Here is a 14,163-nt window from a genome sequence, read left to right as displayed (position 1 = left end):
CGCATATGATCCGCTTCGAAAACCTGACCAAGAGCTTCCGGCTCAAGGGCGAGCGCAAGGTCGTGATCGACAATCTGAACCTGACGCTGCCGCCGGGAAAATCCCTGGCGCTGCTGGGCCGCAACGGGGCGGGCAAGTCGACGCTGCTGCAGATCATTGCCGGCACCATGCGGCCCGATCACGGCCGGGTGGTGTCCGATGGCAGCATCTCCTGGCCGGTGGGGCTGGGCGGCTCGTTCCACCGCGATCTGACCGGCGCCGAGAATGTCCGCTTCATCGCCCGCATCTACGGGGTGGACACCGGCGATCTGGTGAATTTTGTCGGCGAGTTCGCCGAGCTGGGCAAATTCTACCACATGCCGATGCGCAGCTATTCCTCGGGCATGCGCTCGCGGCTGACCTTCGGCGCCTCGATGGGAATCCGCTTCGACACCTATCTGGTCGACGAGGTAACGGCCGTGGGCGACCGGTCGTTCAAGCGCAAGAGCCGGGCGGTCTTTGCCGACCGGATGAAGCATTCCAGCGCCATCATGGTCAATCATTCGATGGCGCAGATCCGCCAGTTCTGCAATGCCGGGCTGGTGCTGGAGGCCGGGCGGATCCGCTATTACGACGATCTGGACGCGGCGATTGCCGCGCATGAGGCGATGCTGGACTGATCCAGCCGCGCCTCAGCGTTCAGGCCTCTGCCGGGACCGGATCTTCTGCCGGGGCCAGGGTTTTCTCCCAATAGGGTTTGCTGGCCATCTCCGCATAGCCGCTGCGGTAGGCGGCTTGCAGATTGCGGTAGTCGCGGCGGAAGGCAGCCAGGGTTTTGGCCATGCGCCAGGCCAGGCTGAAGAAGCGCCGCTTTGAGTGGGTGACGGTATAGCCCTTGCTGCCATCGGTGTTGAGATAGGTGAGCCGGGCGCCGCCAAAGGCCGGGAACACCAGGCCGCGCTCGCCGATATGCAGCACCATCCGGTCGCCGATCGTCTTCCAGAACGGCACCAGATGGCCATTCAGGGTGAACAGGCCCAGATAATGCCGCAGGCGGCGCGGCAGGCGGCTGAAGCGGCGGCGCTCGGCGGTGCTGAGGGTCTCTGCCGGCTGCCAGGCTTCGTCTTTGATCAGCGCCTTGATGTCGGCGCGGCGCGCACTCATGTCGATGTTCTCGTCAAAGAACTGCGGCCCCTGCATCACATCCTGCCAGGCCAGAAGCTGTGCTTCGGCGCTGTCGTATTTGCAGCGCAAGAGCGAGCGCAGCATGAAGCGGAGGGCGATTTTGGCGGTGCCGAGCGGGCTGCGCTCCAGCTCTTCGAACACCAGATGGTGGATCAGGTGGTTGCGCAGATCCAGATACAGCGTCTGGGCGCTTTCCTTTTCGGTGAAATCATCCTGGAAGGAGACCACCCCGTTCAGGGTGAAGATGTTGAAATCATTGGCCAGCGAAAAACTGATGTCATCGCCGCGCACAAAGAACGGGAACGGATGGCGGGCGGCCTGGGCGATGGGGAAGGCGAAGAACCACCAGCCGCCGTAAAGGGTGCTGGGGGCGGAGCGGGCGGAGCTGAATTCCATATCGATGACCTGGCCCGGGTTGCGCAGGTCGAGCCCGTTGTAGAGCGGGCGGCAGGAGCCGTCGAACCAGGCGCCGTTTTCCCACATGCACCATTTGTGGGTGTTGTTGATCATCGCGCCTGCCAGCGCCGCCTTGGGGTCCCGCGCCAGCGCCAGGAAAGTATAGGCGCGGGCGATGTTCTCCATGTGGAAGGAGGCATCGTCATCCATGAACAGGCAATGGCTGCAGCCGCGTTTGCCGGCCTCCAGAAGCCCGCGGGCAAAGCCGCCTGCACCGCCGAGGTTGCGGTTCGGGTAGGGGGTGACTTTTTCGCTGGCAGCGATGCCGGCGCTCTGGCCGTTGTCGACCACCTGCACGTGGATATTGGCGCTGTGCTCGAATTCTTCCAGGAAACCTTCAAGCCGGGCCACGGTTGTCTGCACCTCCTGCTCGCGCTGGAAGGTGGTGATGGAGACCGCAAGCTGCGGCAGGGTGTCCGGCACGGCGGCGGTGGCAAAGCGGCCGCCGGTCAGGGTGACTTCGTCCCCCAGCGCCAGCACCTCGGCATAAAGCACGCCCTCGATGCCGGGGCCGGCAAATTCTGACAGGTCGATCTGATAGGGGGCGCCTTCCGTCAGGTCGGCGATGTCGCAATAAACCACTTCCCAGGACCGGCTGGGCTGGGCCAGGGTGATTTTGATTTCGGCTTTGCCGCTGCCGGTCAGCTCGGCAAACAGCGTGTCGAACGCGCAGCCGCGGTTCCATTTCCCAAGGCTGAACAGGTTGAAATAGGTGTCAAATCTGGCACAGGCCCCGCGGGACAGGGTGTAATGCCCGGTGCTCTGGGAAAACCCGGCCGGACCCTGCACATGGCAGTAAAGCGCCTGTTCGGTGCAGATGCCGGGCTCGGAGGTGATGAAATTCTGCAGAGTGATCATGCGGGGGATTCCTTGGGGCCCGGAAACCGGGGCGCGGGCGTATAAACGGTTACTGGCACAAGTCTTGCTGCAGATCTGTGACAAAGCTTTGCAGCGCCGGCAAGGGCAGCTGGGCGGGGTTCAGGCTTTCCAGCAGGCGGATGGCCGCCTGGCGTTCGGGCACCGGGCGGGATTCGCGCATCTCGCCGATGGCCGGGAAAAAGGCCGCCTGGCCGGTGAGGCTGCTGAGGTAGCTGTGCACCGGGGCAAAGGCCTCGGCAAGCTGGCTGCGCAAGCTGCTGCCGAACAGTTCCACATCGCGGTTGCGCACCGGCAGCTCGCTGGCAGGGAGTTTCAGGAAGACCTCCCGCAGCGCTTTTGCCTCCTCGGGCGGCAGGCGGTGATTGGCCTGGCGGATGATCTCATAGGCGGCGCGCGGCAAACCGTGGTTGGAGGGCCCCTGATGCGGCAGCTTTTTCGGGAAGGCACAGCCGGCCTGAGCGGTGAAATCCTGCACCGAGCCGCCGACGGCCAGGATGTCGTCGTAATTGCGGATATGCAGCCGGGCATTGCTGAAGACGCGGGTCCAGGGCTCCACCATCTTGCGGTAGTTGAAATGGATGGTTTTGGTGCTCGCCAGCGCCGCGCCGCCATCCAGGGGGCGCAGCTGGTGGCCGAACCGCAGCCGCTGGCCGAACCAGGAGGCCATGTATTCATCGGGCTGGCGCAGCGCGCAGTAAAGCTCCTGTTCGGCATCGGGAAACAGATCGCGCAATTTGGCGATCAGATCCTCATGCCCGGCGCCGAAGTTGGAAAAAACCTCGGAGCACAGGATGACGGTGTGCGGCTGCAGCACGCTGACCTGGTTGCGGACTGTGCTCAGCATTGCGGGCAGGCCGGGCAGGGCGCCGTGCCAGGGCGGGGTGCCGCCGCCATGCTTGCTGGCCAGCATCCGGAAGCCAAGCGCATTGTGCGGCTCGCGCAGGTTCATGCAGCCAAGGTCCGGCGCGTCCTGGCGGCCAAGCGCCTGCGCCAGAAGATGCGACATGCCCTCGCTTTCCACCGCAGGGTAAAGAATGCCATGCCGCAGCAGCTCCAGGGTGTTGCGGGCCAGATAGGCCTGCAGCGCAGTGGAGCCGACCTTGTGGTGGCCGAAATAGATAATGACTTTCATACCGGACCCGATAACTGAGGTGCTCTGGTTCGCCTATTCGGCAGCGGAGGCAGGCTGCAGGGCGTCTTCGGCATCGCGGACCCGCTTGCCATGCAGGAAGGCGGGCCAATCGACCTCTCCGGCGTCCAGCATGCCGCTGACCATCCCGGCCATGAGGGTCAGCCCGTGCAATTCGGACGGCGGCAGGTGATCGGCCGGGGCAGTGGACTGCGGTTTGGCGATGGCTTTCTTCACGGCCGCGTGCAGCTCGTTTTGCATCAGCGGTTCGCCGCTGAAAAACATGCGGTCCATATTGCGGGCATCCTCCAGGTAGCTGTCGCGGAGGGGCTTCGCCAGAGCGCGGTGCAGCTGCAGCCTGGTGCGCGCAGGGGCCGGCGGCAGATGCCCTGCCAGGCGGGAAAACTCCCAGCCGACCTTGAGCCTGAGGTCTTTGGACTGGTGCAGCAGCGCCTTCTGCAGCACCTTCAGACGCATCAGATCCTCCAGGCATAGCGATTCATTGGCCTGGCTTTCGCCGCTGATGGTGAAGGCAAGGCCGCCAAAGGCGTGATGAATGAAATCGCTGACCACATCGCCCTGATAGAGCTGGCTGCGGATCATTGGGCGCAGGGTGAAACGGTCTGCGAAATGCTCCCGCCAGGCGGCGAACCGCGGCAGGTAGATGTAGTCCCCGCCTTCGATGCGGCGGGCCGCAAAGCTGTTCAGATCCGAGCGCAAGGCGCGCGCGGTGCCGATTTTGATGCGCTCGGCAAAGCTGGACAGGACCCGGGCCGCATGGGGCCGCACATAGGCGATGATGCGGATCTCATCGGCGGCGCCGGCAAAGAAGGTCTCGGCAATCTCATGAAACAGTGCCGGAGGAACGCCTTCCAGGGATTCGGCAGACACAAGGGTGAAATCGGCCTCTGACGCCTGAATTCGTGCCGCCAGCCTTTTGAAAGGCTTGGCGGCGGCCCGCCGCGCCTCCGGGGTCTCCGCCCTGGCGTAGGCGCGGCAGTGTGTCTCCAGGATATTGCTGGCCAGCCGGGCCGGATAAAAGACGCTGTGCCCGTCCAGCGTGACCAGGCCTTTGGCAAAGGCCAGCTGAACCGAAGTGGAACCGGTTTTGTGATCGCCGATGTGAAAAATCAGAGTCTTGCGGCGGGGACGTTCTGAGGCAGGCATATGAGTGCCGGATCCTGTGTTTGAAGCGGGTTTCAAGGCTGTGGTGTAGGGGATTTTCGGGCTATAGACAATCGCCGTCCCGGTTGTGCCTGCGGCAGCAAGCGTATTTGCGCGCCAAGCTGCCGGACGGGCTGTGCGACGGGTTGCGCTGAGCGGGAAAACTGTGCAGAGAACCGCAGGTTGCATCAGGCGGTTTGGCGGCCCCGGCAATTTGACAGAGGCATTTCAGGTGATTTGACCATGGCATTGCAATTTTTAAGGGCCGGCCTGCGCGCCCTGGCAGAGAGGCGGCGGCGGCAAACCGGACCGAAGGATACCAGGGCTGAAAACACCAGGGCTGAAAACACTGGGCCTGAGGCTGACGGGCCGGCGCCGCGCTATCAGGCGCAGCTTTTGAACCGGATCAACCAACTTGTCAGCGGTTTCTGCGACTGGCGGGATCTGACGCCGGTTCTGGGGGATGAGCACGGGGTGCTGAAGCGGGAATACCACCGGGAAAAGCCGAATCACCATGCCGATTACGTCAAGATCCAGGAGCAGGTCTGGGAGGGGATCCGGGATATTCCCGGTCTGCCGCCGCGGCGGGCGGATTGGCGCGTTGCGCTTTATAAAAGCGGTGCGCGCGGCGGAGCCGGCAAGAAAATCAGAGCGGAAAACTACCGGGCGGCCAATCTGAAGCGGTTCGAGCCCGCAGCGGCTTTGCCGCGGGAGAAAGCCCTGGCCGAGAACGCATAGGCGGGTTTGCGGAAAACTGCCGGCCTGCCGGGCGGGTACGCAGGCAGCCGGGTTGCCACAGGGGCGGCCAGTCCGTTAGCAGTGGGCGCAAAGTGCAGAGATGGGGCCATGGCCCGGCAGCCTTGGACAAAACGTTGATTGGTATGATTGCAGCCCGGTTCAGAAAACACCTCCGCGCCCGTTTGAGTTCGGCCTTGCTGGCGCTCCGTGCGGGCAGGGTGCGGGCCTGCCGTCCGCAGGGCGCGGCTGAGGCCCGGCTTTATGCATTTGGATCCTCGTCCTGCGAACTGTTTGATTACATCTTCGGAACCAGCAGCCGCTACCGCTCTCATTGGGCCAGCGGCTGGTCGGCCCGCGGTTTTCTGAAGGCGGAGAACCGCAATTATGTGCTGGCCTGCCTGAAAGGCGCCAGCAGCGATGACATCATCTTTTTGCAATACGGCAATGTGGATGTGCAGTTCAATGCGGCGCACCGGATGCGGCAGAACGTGAAATGACAGGGGCGACGGCTTGAGGCTCCCAGGGAATATGAGAGGACAGGACTAATGGCGGCAGGTAAATTTCTGATGGTGGGCGCAGGGCTTTCGGGGGCCGTGATCGGGCGGCATCTGGCCGAGGCCGGACACCGGGTCACCGTGATCGACAGCCGCCCCCATGCCGGCGGCAACTGCCACACCGAGCGCGATGCGGACACCGGCGTGATGGTGCATGTCTACGGGCCGCATATCTTCCACACCGATGACGCTGAAGTCTGGGACTATGTGAACAGTTTCGAGACCTTCAAACCCTACAAAAACCGGGTGAAATCCACCACCCGCGGGCTGTCGGGGCAGCAGGAAGTGTTCTCGCTGCCGGTCAATCTGCACACCATCAACCAGTTCTTCCGCAAGACCATGCGGCCCGAAGAAGCGCACAGCTTCATCGTCAACGAACAGGCCGATACCTCGATTGAAAACCCTGAGACCTTTGAAGAGCAGGCGATGCGCTTTGTCGGCAAGGACCTTTATGAGGCCTTCTTCAAGGGCTACACCATCAAGCAATGGGGCATGCACCCCTCCGAGCTGCCCGCAAGCATCCTGAAGCGGTTGCCGGTGCGGTTCAACTATGACGACAATTACTTCTTCCACCAGTTCCAGGGCATGCCCGAGAATGGCTATACCGCGATGATCGAGAAGATCCTCGATCATGAGAACATCACCGTTCAGCTGGAGACCGAATTCAGCGCGGAGATGGGCGAAGCCCATGACCACGTGTTCTATTCCGGGCCGCTTGATGGCTATTTCGGCTATGAGCTGGGCCGCCTTGGCTACCGCACCCTGGATTTCGAGCGCTTCACCCATCAGGGCGACTACCAGGGCTGCGCGGTGATGAACTACGGCGAGGAAGAGGTGCCCTATACCCGGATCACCGAGCACAAGCATTTCAGCCCCTGGGAAAGCCACGAGGGCTCGGTTTTGTACCGCGAGTTCTCGCGGCTGGCGGAGCCCGGCGACATTCCCTATTACCCGGTCCGCCAGGTGAAGGAGAAGGAACTGCTGGCCGCTTATGTGAAGCTGGCGGAAGCGACGGCGGGCGTGACCTTTGTCGGCCGTCTGGCCACCTACCGCTACCTGGACATGGATGTGACCATCCGCGAGGCCCTGGACGCCGCCCGCGGCTTTGCCGCCTGCCTCGACAAGGGCGAGGCGGCGCCGGCGTTCTTTACCGCGCCGCTTTAAGCGGCGGCAGCCCGGCCGGTTTCAGCCGGGCAGGGAAAACAGCTCCGCGGCCCGCTGCCAGTCGGCGGGCCGGTCCTGTTGCAGCCGGCGGCACATCTCCCGGCTGAGGTGGCGCTGCAGAAAGGCATCGGCCCGGATTTTGAGCTCCTCTTGCAGATCCTTGGCCAACGTGCCCTGCACCCAGTTCAAAAGCCCCAGGGCAAAGCCGAAGAAGGCCGGGGCATAGCGGCGGCCTGCGGGGCCGGTGCCGGCGGCGATCTCCAGCGCGATCTGTTCCAGCGGTTCAAACACCCGCAGCCGTTCGGCGTCCAGCCGGTTGGTCAGCCGGCTGCCGCCCGGCTGCACGAAATGGGTGACGCCGATGCAGGCGCTGCTGAGGATGCTCCGGGCCCGCAGGAAGCTCTGCCAATGCAGGGCGATGTCGTTGTGCACCAGGGTCTCGGAACAGCGGATGCCTTGTTCCAGCAGGAACTCCGTGCGGTAGATCTTGTTCCAGGGGTAATTGGCGGTCTGTGCCAAGAGCGGCGCGGCGCTGTCCGGAACCGGGCGCAGGCTGCCCTGGGCCAGGCCTGCCTGAACCCAGAAATCCTGATCAAAGGGCATCTGCCCCCGCTGCCGGTCCTGCGCCATCCGGCTGTCGTGGTGCTGGAAGATGCAGAAATCGAAAGGATCCGCCTGCGCCAGCGCCTGGCACAGGCTGCGCAATTCGCGGGCGGGCAGGTCATCGGCATCCAGAAACAGCAGGTGCCGGGTTTTCACATGCAAAAGCGCCCGGTTGCGCGCCGCGCCTGCGCCCCGGACCCGGTCCTGGCGCAGCAGGGTCAGCCGGGCCGGCTCCAGCCCGCTGTCCCGGGCCAGGGTTTCGGCATCAGGGGCGGGCAGGGAGCCGTCGTCCGTCACGATCACCGCCTGGGCGATGCCAAGAGCCGCCAGATGCCGCAGCAGCCGGGTCAGATTGCCATTGTCATCATGGCTGGGGATGGCGACGGTCAGGTCGAGGGGCGGATCAAGGGGCATGGCGGGATCTGCCTTACAGGGCAAACAGATGCAGGTGCATCAGGCTGAGGTCAAAAGCCTGGCAGGGCAGGAACAGCACCAGTTCATGCCAGGGCGCGCTGAGCGGCAGCTCCGGGCGGCTGTCGAGATAGAGCGCATCGGTATGGCTGTGGGCGCGCCCGGCGGCCAGGATGTGCCTGTCGAAAAAGCAGTCGCTGAACCCGCCGCCCTCAAGGCCGGTGCGCAGGCAGGGGCGCAGCATCAGCTGTTCCGGCGCGGCAGCGCGGCAGGCCAGGCCGAGATAGCTGATCTCCTGCAGCGGCGGCAGCTCCAGCGCCAGATGCAGCCCGAACCAGCCGCCGCGGCCTGACGGCGCGGCATGGAGATCGAGAAAGGCGCCGGCCGCAGAGCTGTAGCGCCCCGCCATCTGCAGCGCCGGGTCGGCATCGAGGAACATCCCCGGCGCCAGATTGGTGCGTTCCGCCTGCAGCGGTCCGTCCTGGCGGCTGGCGGTAAAGGCGCTGAGGCCAGGGCTGAGGAGGGCGGGCATGATGGCGGTCACCGGCCATCCTCCACTGTGTTTTGCAGAGGCGGCGGCATCAGCGCGCAGAGCTGCTTGTAGGCGGCCCAGTCGGCCTCGCGGGCCACCTGGGCGCGGATGTCGTCGCGGCGCGGCACCAGCTTGCTGTTGAGGCCTGCAAATTTCTCTGCAAAGGGCGCCAGGGTTTCCGGCTCCAGGTTGCTTAATCCCAGCCGGGTGAACAGCGCGTTGATGGCCTGGGGGCTGGCATAGATGTCCTCGTATTGCACAAAGGTGAACTGCTGCAATTGCGCCTGCGTCAGGGCCGCGATGCGGGCGACGCTGTCGTTCCAGGCCGCAAGGCCTGCGCGCCAGTCCAGGGTCCAGTCGTCATCGGGGTTCCGGAACCGGGCCTCATAGCTTTCCGCGACCGACAGCGGGTTGCGCAGGATATAGATATGGCGGGCCTTGGGAAATTCGCTCAGCACATGGTCCAGATGGCGGAACATCGGCGGGTATTTGTCGCCGACATAGACCGCATTGTCATAGCGGCGGGGGCGCTGCGGGACAAACAGGCCGCCATGGGCATGGGTGTCGCCTTCGCGGATATCAAGAAAGCGGTCTTTTTCGAAATGGGCAGGGCTGATCCTGTCCTGGCGGAACTTTTTAAAATAGCGCTCCTGGCCGATCAGGATATGGTTGTGCTGATTGAGGATATTGACCAGGGCGCTGGTGCCGGCCCGGGCGGTTCCTGACAGAAAGAGATGCTGCGGCATGGTCTGGAAACTCCTGTCCGGATCAGAACGGGTCCGGGTAGCGGTCCATCAGGTCGCACAGCACATTGCTGCCGACCGGAGTGAATTGCAGCCCGGCATTGGGGTAGGAGGTGAACTCGCCAAAGACCACGCGGTCCGCGGTGATGTAGAAATCCAGCCGCATGAAGCACTTGATATCCCGGGCGATGCGGGTGGAGAGCGCGATCAGCTCCTCGAAACGGGCGGGCTGCGGGATCACCGGTGCCAGCCCGTTTTCGCGCTGGAAATGGTCATAGGCCACCCAGTCCTGATTGTAGTAGCGGTGGCTCCACTCCGCCTTGGGGCCCTGGCGGTTGACTACCTGAATCACCCAGGGCCGCCCGCCTGCCACATAGACCTTGAAGTCGCGCGGCACGGTGAAGGCAGGGTCGAAATCCTGGAGGAATTCCTCGGCGATGATCTTGCTGTTGGGCTGCAGGAAGCTGCCTGCGTCATAGCGCTGGCGGGTATAGGCGGTGCGGTCCGCGATGGCGACGCGGTCGCCGGTGAACACCTCGCGCGCGCCGTCAAACAGCAGGACGCCGTCATTGTCGGCGCCATTGTTGGGCTTGATCACCACCCGCTCCGGCAAGGCGGCGAAATCCAGCGCCTCCAGCCCTTCGGCCTCGGCAAAGCGCTCGGGCAGCGGCAGCTCCAGGCGGCGGGCGTAGTTGAACATCGAGGTCTTGTTGACCAGGCCGGCGATATATCTGCGCCGTTGCTGCCGCTTGGGGTCTTCCTGCGGGTCCGCGTTCTTGTACCAGCGGTCCAGCCGCTCGTTCATGCGGCGCTTGAAATCAGTGTTTGGCATAGGCGTCCCATATTGGCCCCGGCTGTGCGGGGGTGAGCGGAAAACAGGCAGGCGGCGGGCAGGCGGGGCTCATGGCGGCATTCATGGCAGGCAGCTTTCCAGCGCGTCCGCGACCGCAGTGGCGATCCGGCGGCGCTCTCCGGCGATGGCATCCGGGCTGCTGAAGCGGGCCTGCAGCAGGCGGGCGGTTTCCAGCCAGGCTTCGGCGCAAGCGTGGTCCGGGGTGAAGCTGGTGATCCGCTCTGCGGCTTGGGCCGCGTCCAGCCCGTAAGTGTTGATCATCGCCGCCTCCGGCACCAGCTCATGCACCCGGTGGCCGGGGCCCGCGTAATAGGCCGGCATGCCGCCGGCCAGGAACGCGTCAAACAGTTTTTCCGAGATATAGGCGTGCTGATGGGTGTTCTCGTAGGCCGCCATCACCCGGGTGCGCATGTCCAGCGCCGCCAGCTTGTCCAGGTGCCAGTCGGCCAGCGCCTGGCGCTTGGCGCCGGGGCGCCAGCCGCGGCCTTCGCGCAAAGTGCCGGGCAGATCCGTCAGCCGCGCCGCATCGGTGCGGTAGACGCTGAGGCCTTCGACCTGCTGCTCCGGCCAGACCCTGGAATAGGCGGGGGTATCGCGTACTTCGGCATAGAATGCGGCCGGCACCGGCGCCGCGCGCCAGTGCTGCAGCAGGGCGGCGGGGCTGAGCCGCATGTGGCGCGCCAGCCCCAGCCCGTAGCGGGCCAGAAAGCCGGTGCGGGTCAGCAGGAAATAGGGGATGGAGACAAAGTCGAAAATGGCGGAGTTGCTGTGGTTGAACACATGATAATCCAGCCGGTGCCCGCCGGCCTCCATCTGCTGGCGCCGGGACATCAGGTCATTGTTCCAGATGCTGTCCCATAGCGGTTCCTCGGACAGGACGGCCAGCTGCAGATCCGGGTTCTGCTGCCGGGCGGCGGCCAGGGCGGGAGCCATCTCACGCAGGTCGGCGCTGAAGCCGGTCAGCATGATGTCTGCCTCCTGCAGCGTTTCCACCTGGGTGATGCGGCCCCGGACCAGGTTCCGGAACGGCGCATAGGCCAGCGGGGTGCGGTTGGAATGCTTGCCCGGCAGGCAGACCCGCAGCGGGCCGCGCCGGATCAGCGCCGGCGCCGCGGCAGGCTGCACCGCGGGATCCCGGCCGCTGCGCCGCTGCAGCAGCGCCAGGGTCCGGTCCAGCTGCTGCACCTGCGGATGCTCCGCTGCCAGCGCGGTGCGGGCCTGCGCCTCGGCGGTCTGGGCCAGGGGATCAGCGCAATGGGTGTCCAGCGCGGCACTGCCGTCCAGCAGCAGGCGGCTGGAGAGGCTGCTGAGATAGAGCGCCGCAGCGGCGGGGCGGGGGGCTTCCTCCCGCGGGGCGGTCAGCTCTGCGGTCAGGCCGGGCAACAGGCCGGGCAGGCGGGCGGGGCTGTTCAGCCCGCCTGCCGTCTCCAGCATGAATTTCTGCAGGTCATAGATAAAGCTGTCCGGGCCATAGAGCGCCCAGAGCTGGCGGGCACCATGGCGCAGCCGCGCCAGTGCTTCCGGGTCGGCGGCCAGGGCTGCCAGCCGCTCCGGCAGGGCACGGATCGCCTCGGGGGTCTCCTTGCAGAACACAGCCCCTGCCTGCCACAGCGCCGGGTTGCCGGGCGGCGCCCAGCTATCGGCCAGGATCACCGGCACCGCGCCCAGGCCGAGGCTTTCCCACAGGCGGATCGAATTGGGGCCGGTGCCGGAAGGGCAGAGCGAAAACACCGAGGCTCTGAGCGAGGCGCGGAACTCCTCGGAGGCGCTGGTGTCGACAAAGCCCGCCCCCTCGCGGCGGCTGCTGGATTGATGGATCTGATGGCCGTAGACCACCTTGTTGTAATGCCAGCTGTCGCGCCCGGTGATCTGTCCGCGCGCATCGTCCTGCAGCAGGTCCAGGATCCAGTTGCGGCTGCCGGTCAGATAATGCTGGTTGGCGCGGGCGCCGATGAAGGAGAACAGATGCGGCCGCTCACCGGTGTCCCGGTCACCTGTTTCGGCGCTCGTTTCCGGGCCGGTTTCCTGCGGTCCGGCGGCCTGCACCGGAAACAGCGGGAAGGGATGCAGGCGCAGCCCGCCCGGATCCAGCGCCGCCCTGTCCGTATGGGTGGCATGGGACCAGAAGATCTCGGTGACCCCGGCCAGGCGGAACAGCTCCAGCTCTTCCTGCATCTTGATGTGCTGGCAGACGGTGACTTTGACCGTGTCCCTGGGCACCCGGGCGCAGAAGGCGCGGAACTGCGCCAGATGGGCCGGCAGATCGGCGGTCTTGCGGTGCAGCTTGTCGATCAGCGTGGCCCAGGGGTAGGCCAGATAAGTCACCCCGTCCGGCACCGCGCCGGCCCGGGCCAGCTGGTGAAAGGCGTGCTGCTCGGTGATGGCCGGGTACTGCCAGCCGCTGTCATGGGCCAGGATGTTGTTCCGGAAGGTGATGTCGCCCGCGGCCTGGACGGCTGCGCGGCGCGCCCGGGCAAGCTCCCGGGGGGGCTGCGGGCCGGCGTCCGGACAGGCCGGTGCGCTGCCCAGCACGGCGCTGCAATGGCGCGCCAGCGCGGGCAGGGCATCCTCGCCGGTGATCACCAGGCTGCCTTGATCCGGGCAGCGGCTCAGGCGGCGCCAGGCCGGCGGGGTTCCGGCTTCGGCCTGGCCCGCCAGATCTTTCAGGGCGGCACGGCGGCGGCTGGCGGGCAGCTGCGCTTCCAGTGCCGCGGCATCCGGCAGCAGCGGCTGGGGGCTGGTCCCGGCCTGGGTCAGCTGAACCAGGTCCGTATGCTGGCTGAACCGGCGCCACAGGACCCAGGCCGCGGTGCCCGGATCCGGGTCCTGCAGCGCCGGATCCAGGGCCGCTTTGCGCCACAGCCAGGGCCGGAAAAACGTCCCCGCCGGAGGCAGCGCCTCCCAATGGGTGCCATCGCTCAGCCCGGCTTGCAGCACCAGGCCCGGCAGCGGCGCGGCGCCGGCGCAGCTCAGCCAGGAGAGCTGCCCCGGCGGGAACTGCTGCATGGCCTCGGCCGCGCCTTGCAGCGTCTCCGGCGGCAGGGTGCCGCCGGGCATCATCCAGCTGAACAGGCTGTCTTCGGGACAGGCCGCGATCCCCGCCGCCAGGCAGCCGGCCAGGCCGGGTTTCAAGCCGGGGCCGGACACGGCCCCGTGGCTGAAGGTCAGCTCGGCGCAGTCCGCGCGGCGGCGGCCGCTGCGGAATTGCGCCTGCCACCAATCCAGCTGCCGGGTGCTGTCCGCGCCGCCGTTCATGCCGCCGTCCGGGGCGGCCTGCACCGCATGGCAGTGCAGGCGGAACGGGCCGGCCTGCGCTGCCAGATTGTGCAGGGTGCGGTCGAGACCGCCGCAGCCGTCCAGGCAGGGCAAGATCACGGCAAGGGTGGGCAAGGCAGGCATTCGGGAAATCCGTACAGGCTGAAATCTGCCGCGCAACCGCGGCGGCAGTACCGCCTGTAGCAGCCTGACCGGCAGTTCTCAACTGGGGCCGGGCCGGGGAGGCCGGGCTGGCTTGCAATCCGCGGCGTTTTCCGGGAAGTTGGCCGCCGCATGATGACATGAGGATCTGCCCTGTGACCCTTCCGGAGCCCCCTGCCGCGCTGCCTGCGCTGGCCTCTTTGCGCGATCAGATTACCGCCCTGGCGGAGGGGGACCCGCGGGAGGTGCGGGCCGGGCATCTGGATCTGGGCCCCGATCTGTGGCTGTCCTGCGATCCGGCCGGCAGGGCGCGGATGCGGCTGGCAGGCGGCAGCGGCGGACTGGCGTTTGAGCTG

At 65.8% G+C, this 14,163-nt stretch carries 13 protein-coding genes; 5 read left to right on the top strand and 8 right to left on the bottom strand.

Annotated features, from left to right (window positions below; genetic code table 11):
* Positions 1-5 precede the first annotated feature (5 nt).
* The gene (locus tag AQUI_RS0102415) at positions 6-659 is read left to right on the top strand and encodes an ABC transporter ATP-binding protein (RefSeq protein WP_027256088.1); all 654 of its coding nucleotides are present in this window, start codon (positions 6-8) and stop codon (positions 657-659) included.
* A gap of 19 nt (positions 660-678) precedes the next feature.
* Here the strand turns inward: AQUI_RS0102415 and AQUI_RS26965 are convergent, their stop codons facing one another.
* The 3 genes from AQUI_RS26965 to AQUI_RS26960 are packed head-to-tail and all read right to left on the bottom strand — an operon-like array spanning position 679 to position 4,795.
* Complete coding sequence (locus tag AQUI_RS26965) at positions 679-2,478, bottom strand: glycosyltransferase family protein (protein ID WP_051371779.1); 1,800 nt, start codon at positions 2,476-2,478, stop codon at positions 679-681.
* A gap of 49 nt (positions 2,479-2,527) precedes the next feature.
* Positions 2,528-3,631, bottom strand: coding sequence for a hypothetical protein (locus AQUI_RS0102405; RefSeq protein WP_027256087.1), 1,104 nt, complete (start codon positions 3,629-3,631; stop codon positions 2,528-2,530).
* 33 nt (positions 3,632-3,664) lie between these two features.
* On the bottom strand, positions 3,665-4,795 hold the full coding sequence (locus AQUI_RS26960) for a hypothetical protein (protein WP_051371778.1): 1,131 nt from the start codon (positions 4,793-4,795) through the stop codon (positions 3,665-3,667).
* Positions 4,796-5,035: 240 nt separating this feature from the next.
* On the opposite strand from AQUI_RS26960, the gene AQUI_RS0102395 reads away from it, so the two are divergent.
* The 3 genes from AQUI_RS0102395 (at position 5,036) to glf (ending at position 7,248) form a co-directional block, all read left to right on the top strand.
* On the top strand, positions 5,036-5,530 hold the full coding sequence (locus AQUI_RS0102395) for a hypothetical protein (protein WP_156916752.1): 495 nt from the start codon (positions 5,036-5,038) through the stop codon (positions 5,528-5,530).
* A gap of 194 nt (positions 5,531-5,724) precedes the next feature.
* Positions 5,725-6,027: a hypothetical protein gene (locus AQUI_RS0102390; RefSeq protein ID WP_156916751.1), complete on the top strand. Its 303-nt coding sequence runs from the start codon at positions 5,725-5,727 to the stop codon at positions 6,025-6,027.
* 48 nt (positions 6,028-6,075) lie between these two features.
* Complete coding sequence (gene glf / locus AQUI_RS0102385; protein WP_035919661.1) at positions 6,076-7,248, top strand: UDP-galactopyranose mutase; 1,173 nt, start codon at positions 6,076-6,078, stop codon at positions 7,246-7,248.
* A 21-nt stretch (positions 7,249-7,269) separates the two neighbouring features.
* On the opposite strand, the gene AQUI_RS26955 is transcribed toward glf, so the two are convergent.
* The 5 genes from AQUI_RS26955 to AQUI_RS0102360 form a co-directional block, all read right to left on the bottom strand.
* Complete coding sequence (locus tag AQUI_RS26955; protein WP_051371777.1) at positions 7,270-8,265, bottom strand: glycosyltransferase family 2 protein; 996 nt, start codon at positions 8,263-8,265, stop codon at positions 7,270-7,272.
* 13 nt (positions 8,266-8,278) lie between these two features.
* Positions 8,279-8,806 carry a hypothetical protein gene (locus tag AQUI_RS0102375; protein WP_027256083.1) on the bottom strand — a complete coding sequence of 176 codons (528 nt, stop codon included), beginning with the start codon at positions 8,804-8,806 and terminating at the stop codon, positions 8,279-8,281.
* Positions 8,803-9,540: a sulfotransferase family protein gene (locus tag AQUI_RS0102370; RefSeq protein WP_027256082.1), complete on the bottom strand. Its 738-nt coding sequence runs from the start codon at positions 9,538-9,540 to the stop codon at positions 8,803-8,805. Before AQUI_RS0102370 ends, AQUI_RS0102375 begins: the two co-directional genes overlap by 4 nt.
* A gap of 22 nt (positions 9,541-9,562) precedes the next feature.
* Positions 9,563-10,369 carry an ATP-grasp fold amidoligase family protein gene (locus AQUI_RS29100; protein ID WP_027256081.1) on the bottom strand — a complete coding sequence of 269 codons (807 nt, stop codon included), beginning with the start codon at positions 10,367-10,369 and terminating at the stop codon, positions 9,563-9,565.
* Between the two features lie 81 nt (positions 10,370-10,450).
* The gene (locus AQUI_RS0102360; protein WP_027256080.1) at positions 10,451-13,789 is read right to left on the bottom strand and encodes an exostosin domain-containing protein; all 3,339 of its coding nucleotides are present in this window, start codon (positions 13,787-13,789) and stop codon (positions 10,451-10,453) included.
* Positions 13,790-13,962: 173 nt separating this feature from the next.
* Here AQUI_RS0102360 and AQUI_RS26945 point away from each other — a divergent pair.
* Positions 13,963-14,163 (top strand): hypothetical protein (locus AQUI_RS26945; RefSeq protein WP_156916750.1); only part of this gene is annotated, 201 nt, incomplete at its 3' end.

The sequence above is a fragment of the Leisingera aquimarina DSM 24565 genome, from assembly GCF_000473165.1.
GTDB classification, from domain to species: Bacteria; Pseudomonadota; Alphaproteobacteria; order Rhodobacterales; family Rhodobacteraceae; genus Leisingera; species Leisingera aquimarina.
This window is presented reverse-complemented; position numbering and strand designations above follow the sequence as displayed.

Bases quoted from the DNA above. Each gene is read 5' to 3' on its own strand.
- glf (WP_035919661.1), top strand. From the start codon at position 6,076: ATGGCGGCAGGTAAATTTCTGATGGTGGGCGCAGGGCTTTCGGGGGCC.
- AQUI_RS0102415 (WP_027256088.1), top strand. From the start codon at position 6: ATGATCCGCTTCGAAAACCTGACCAAGAGCTTCCGGCTCAAGGGCGAG.
- AQUI_RS0102370 (WP_027256082.1), bottom strand. From the start codon at position 9,540: ATGCCGCAGCATCTCTTTCTGTCAGGAACCGCCCGGGCCGGCACCAGC.
- AQUI_RS29100 (WP_027256081.1), bottom strand. From the start codon at position 10,369: ATGCCAAACACTGATTTCAAGCGCCGCATGAACGAGCGGCTGGACCGC.
- AQUI_RS0102360 (WP_027256080.1), bottom strand. From the start codon at position 13,789: ATGCCTGCCTTGCCCACCCTTGCCGTGATCTTGCCCTGCCTGGACGGC.
- AQUI_RS26960 (WP_051371778.1), bottom strand. From the start codon at position 4,795: ATGCCTGCCTCAGAACGTCCCCGCCGCAAGACTCTGATTTTTCACATC.
- AQUI_RS26965 (WP_051371779.1), bottom strand. From the start codon at position 2,478: ATGATCACTCTGCAGAATTTCATCACCTCCGAGCCCGGCATCTGCACC.
- AQUI_RS26955 (WP_051371777.1), bottom strand. From the start codon at position 8,265: ATGCCCCTTGATCCGCCCCTCGACCTGACCGTCGCCATCCCCAGCCAT.
- AQUI_RS0102395 (WP_156916752.1), top strand. From the start codon at position 5,036: ATGGCATTGCAATTTTTAAGGGCCGGCCTGCGCGCCCTGGCAGAGAGG.
- AQUI_RS0102405 (WP_027256087.1), bottom strand. From the start codon at position 3,631: ATGAAAGTCATTATCTATTTCGGCCACCACAAGGTCGGCTCCACTGCG.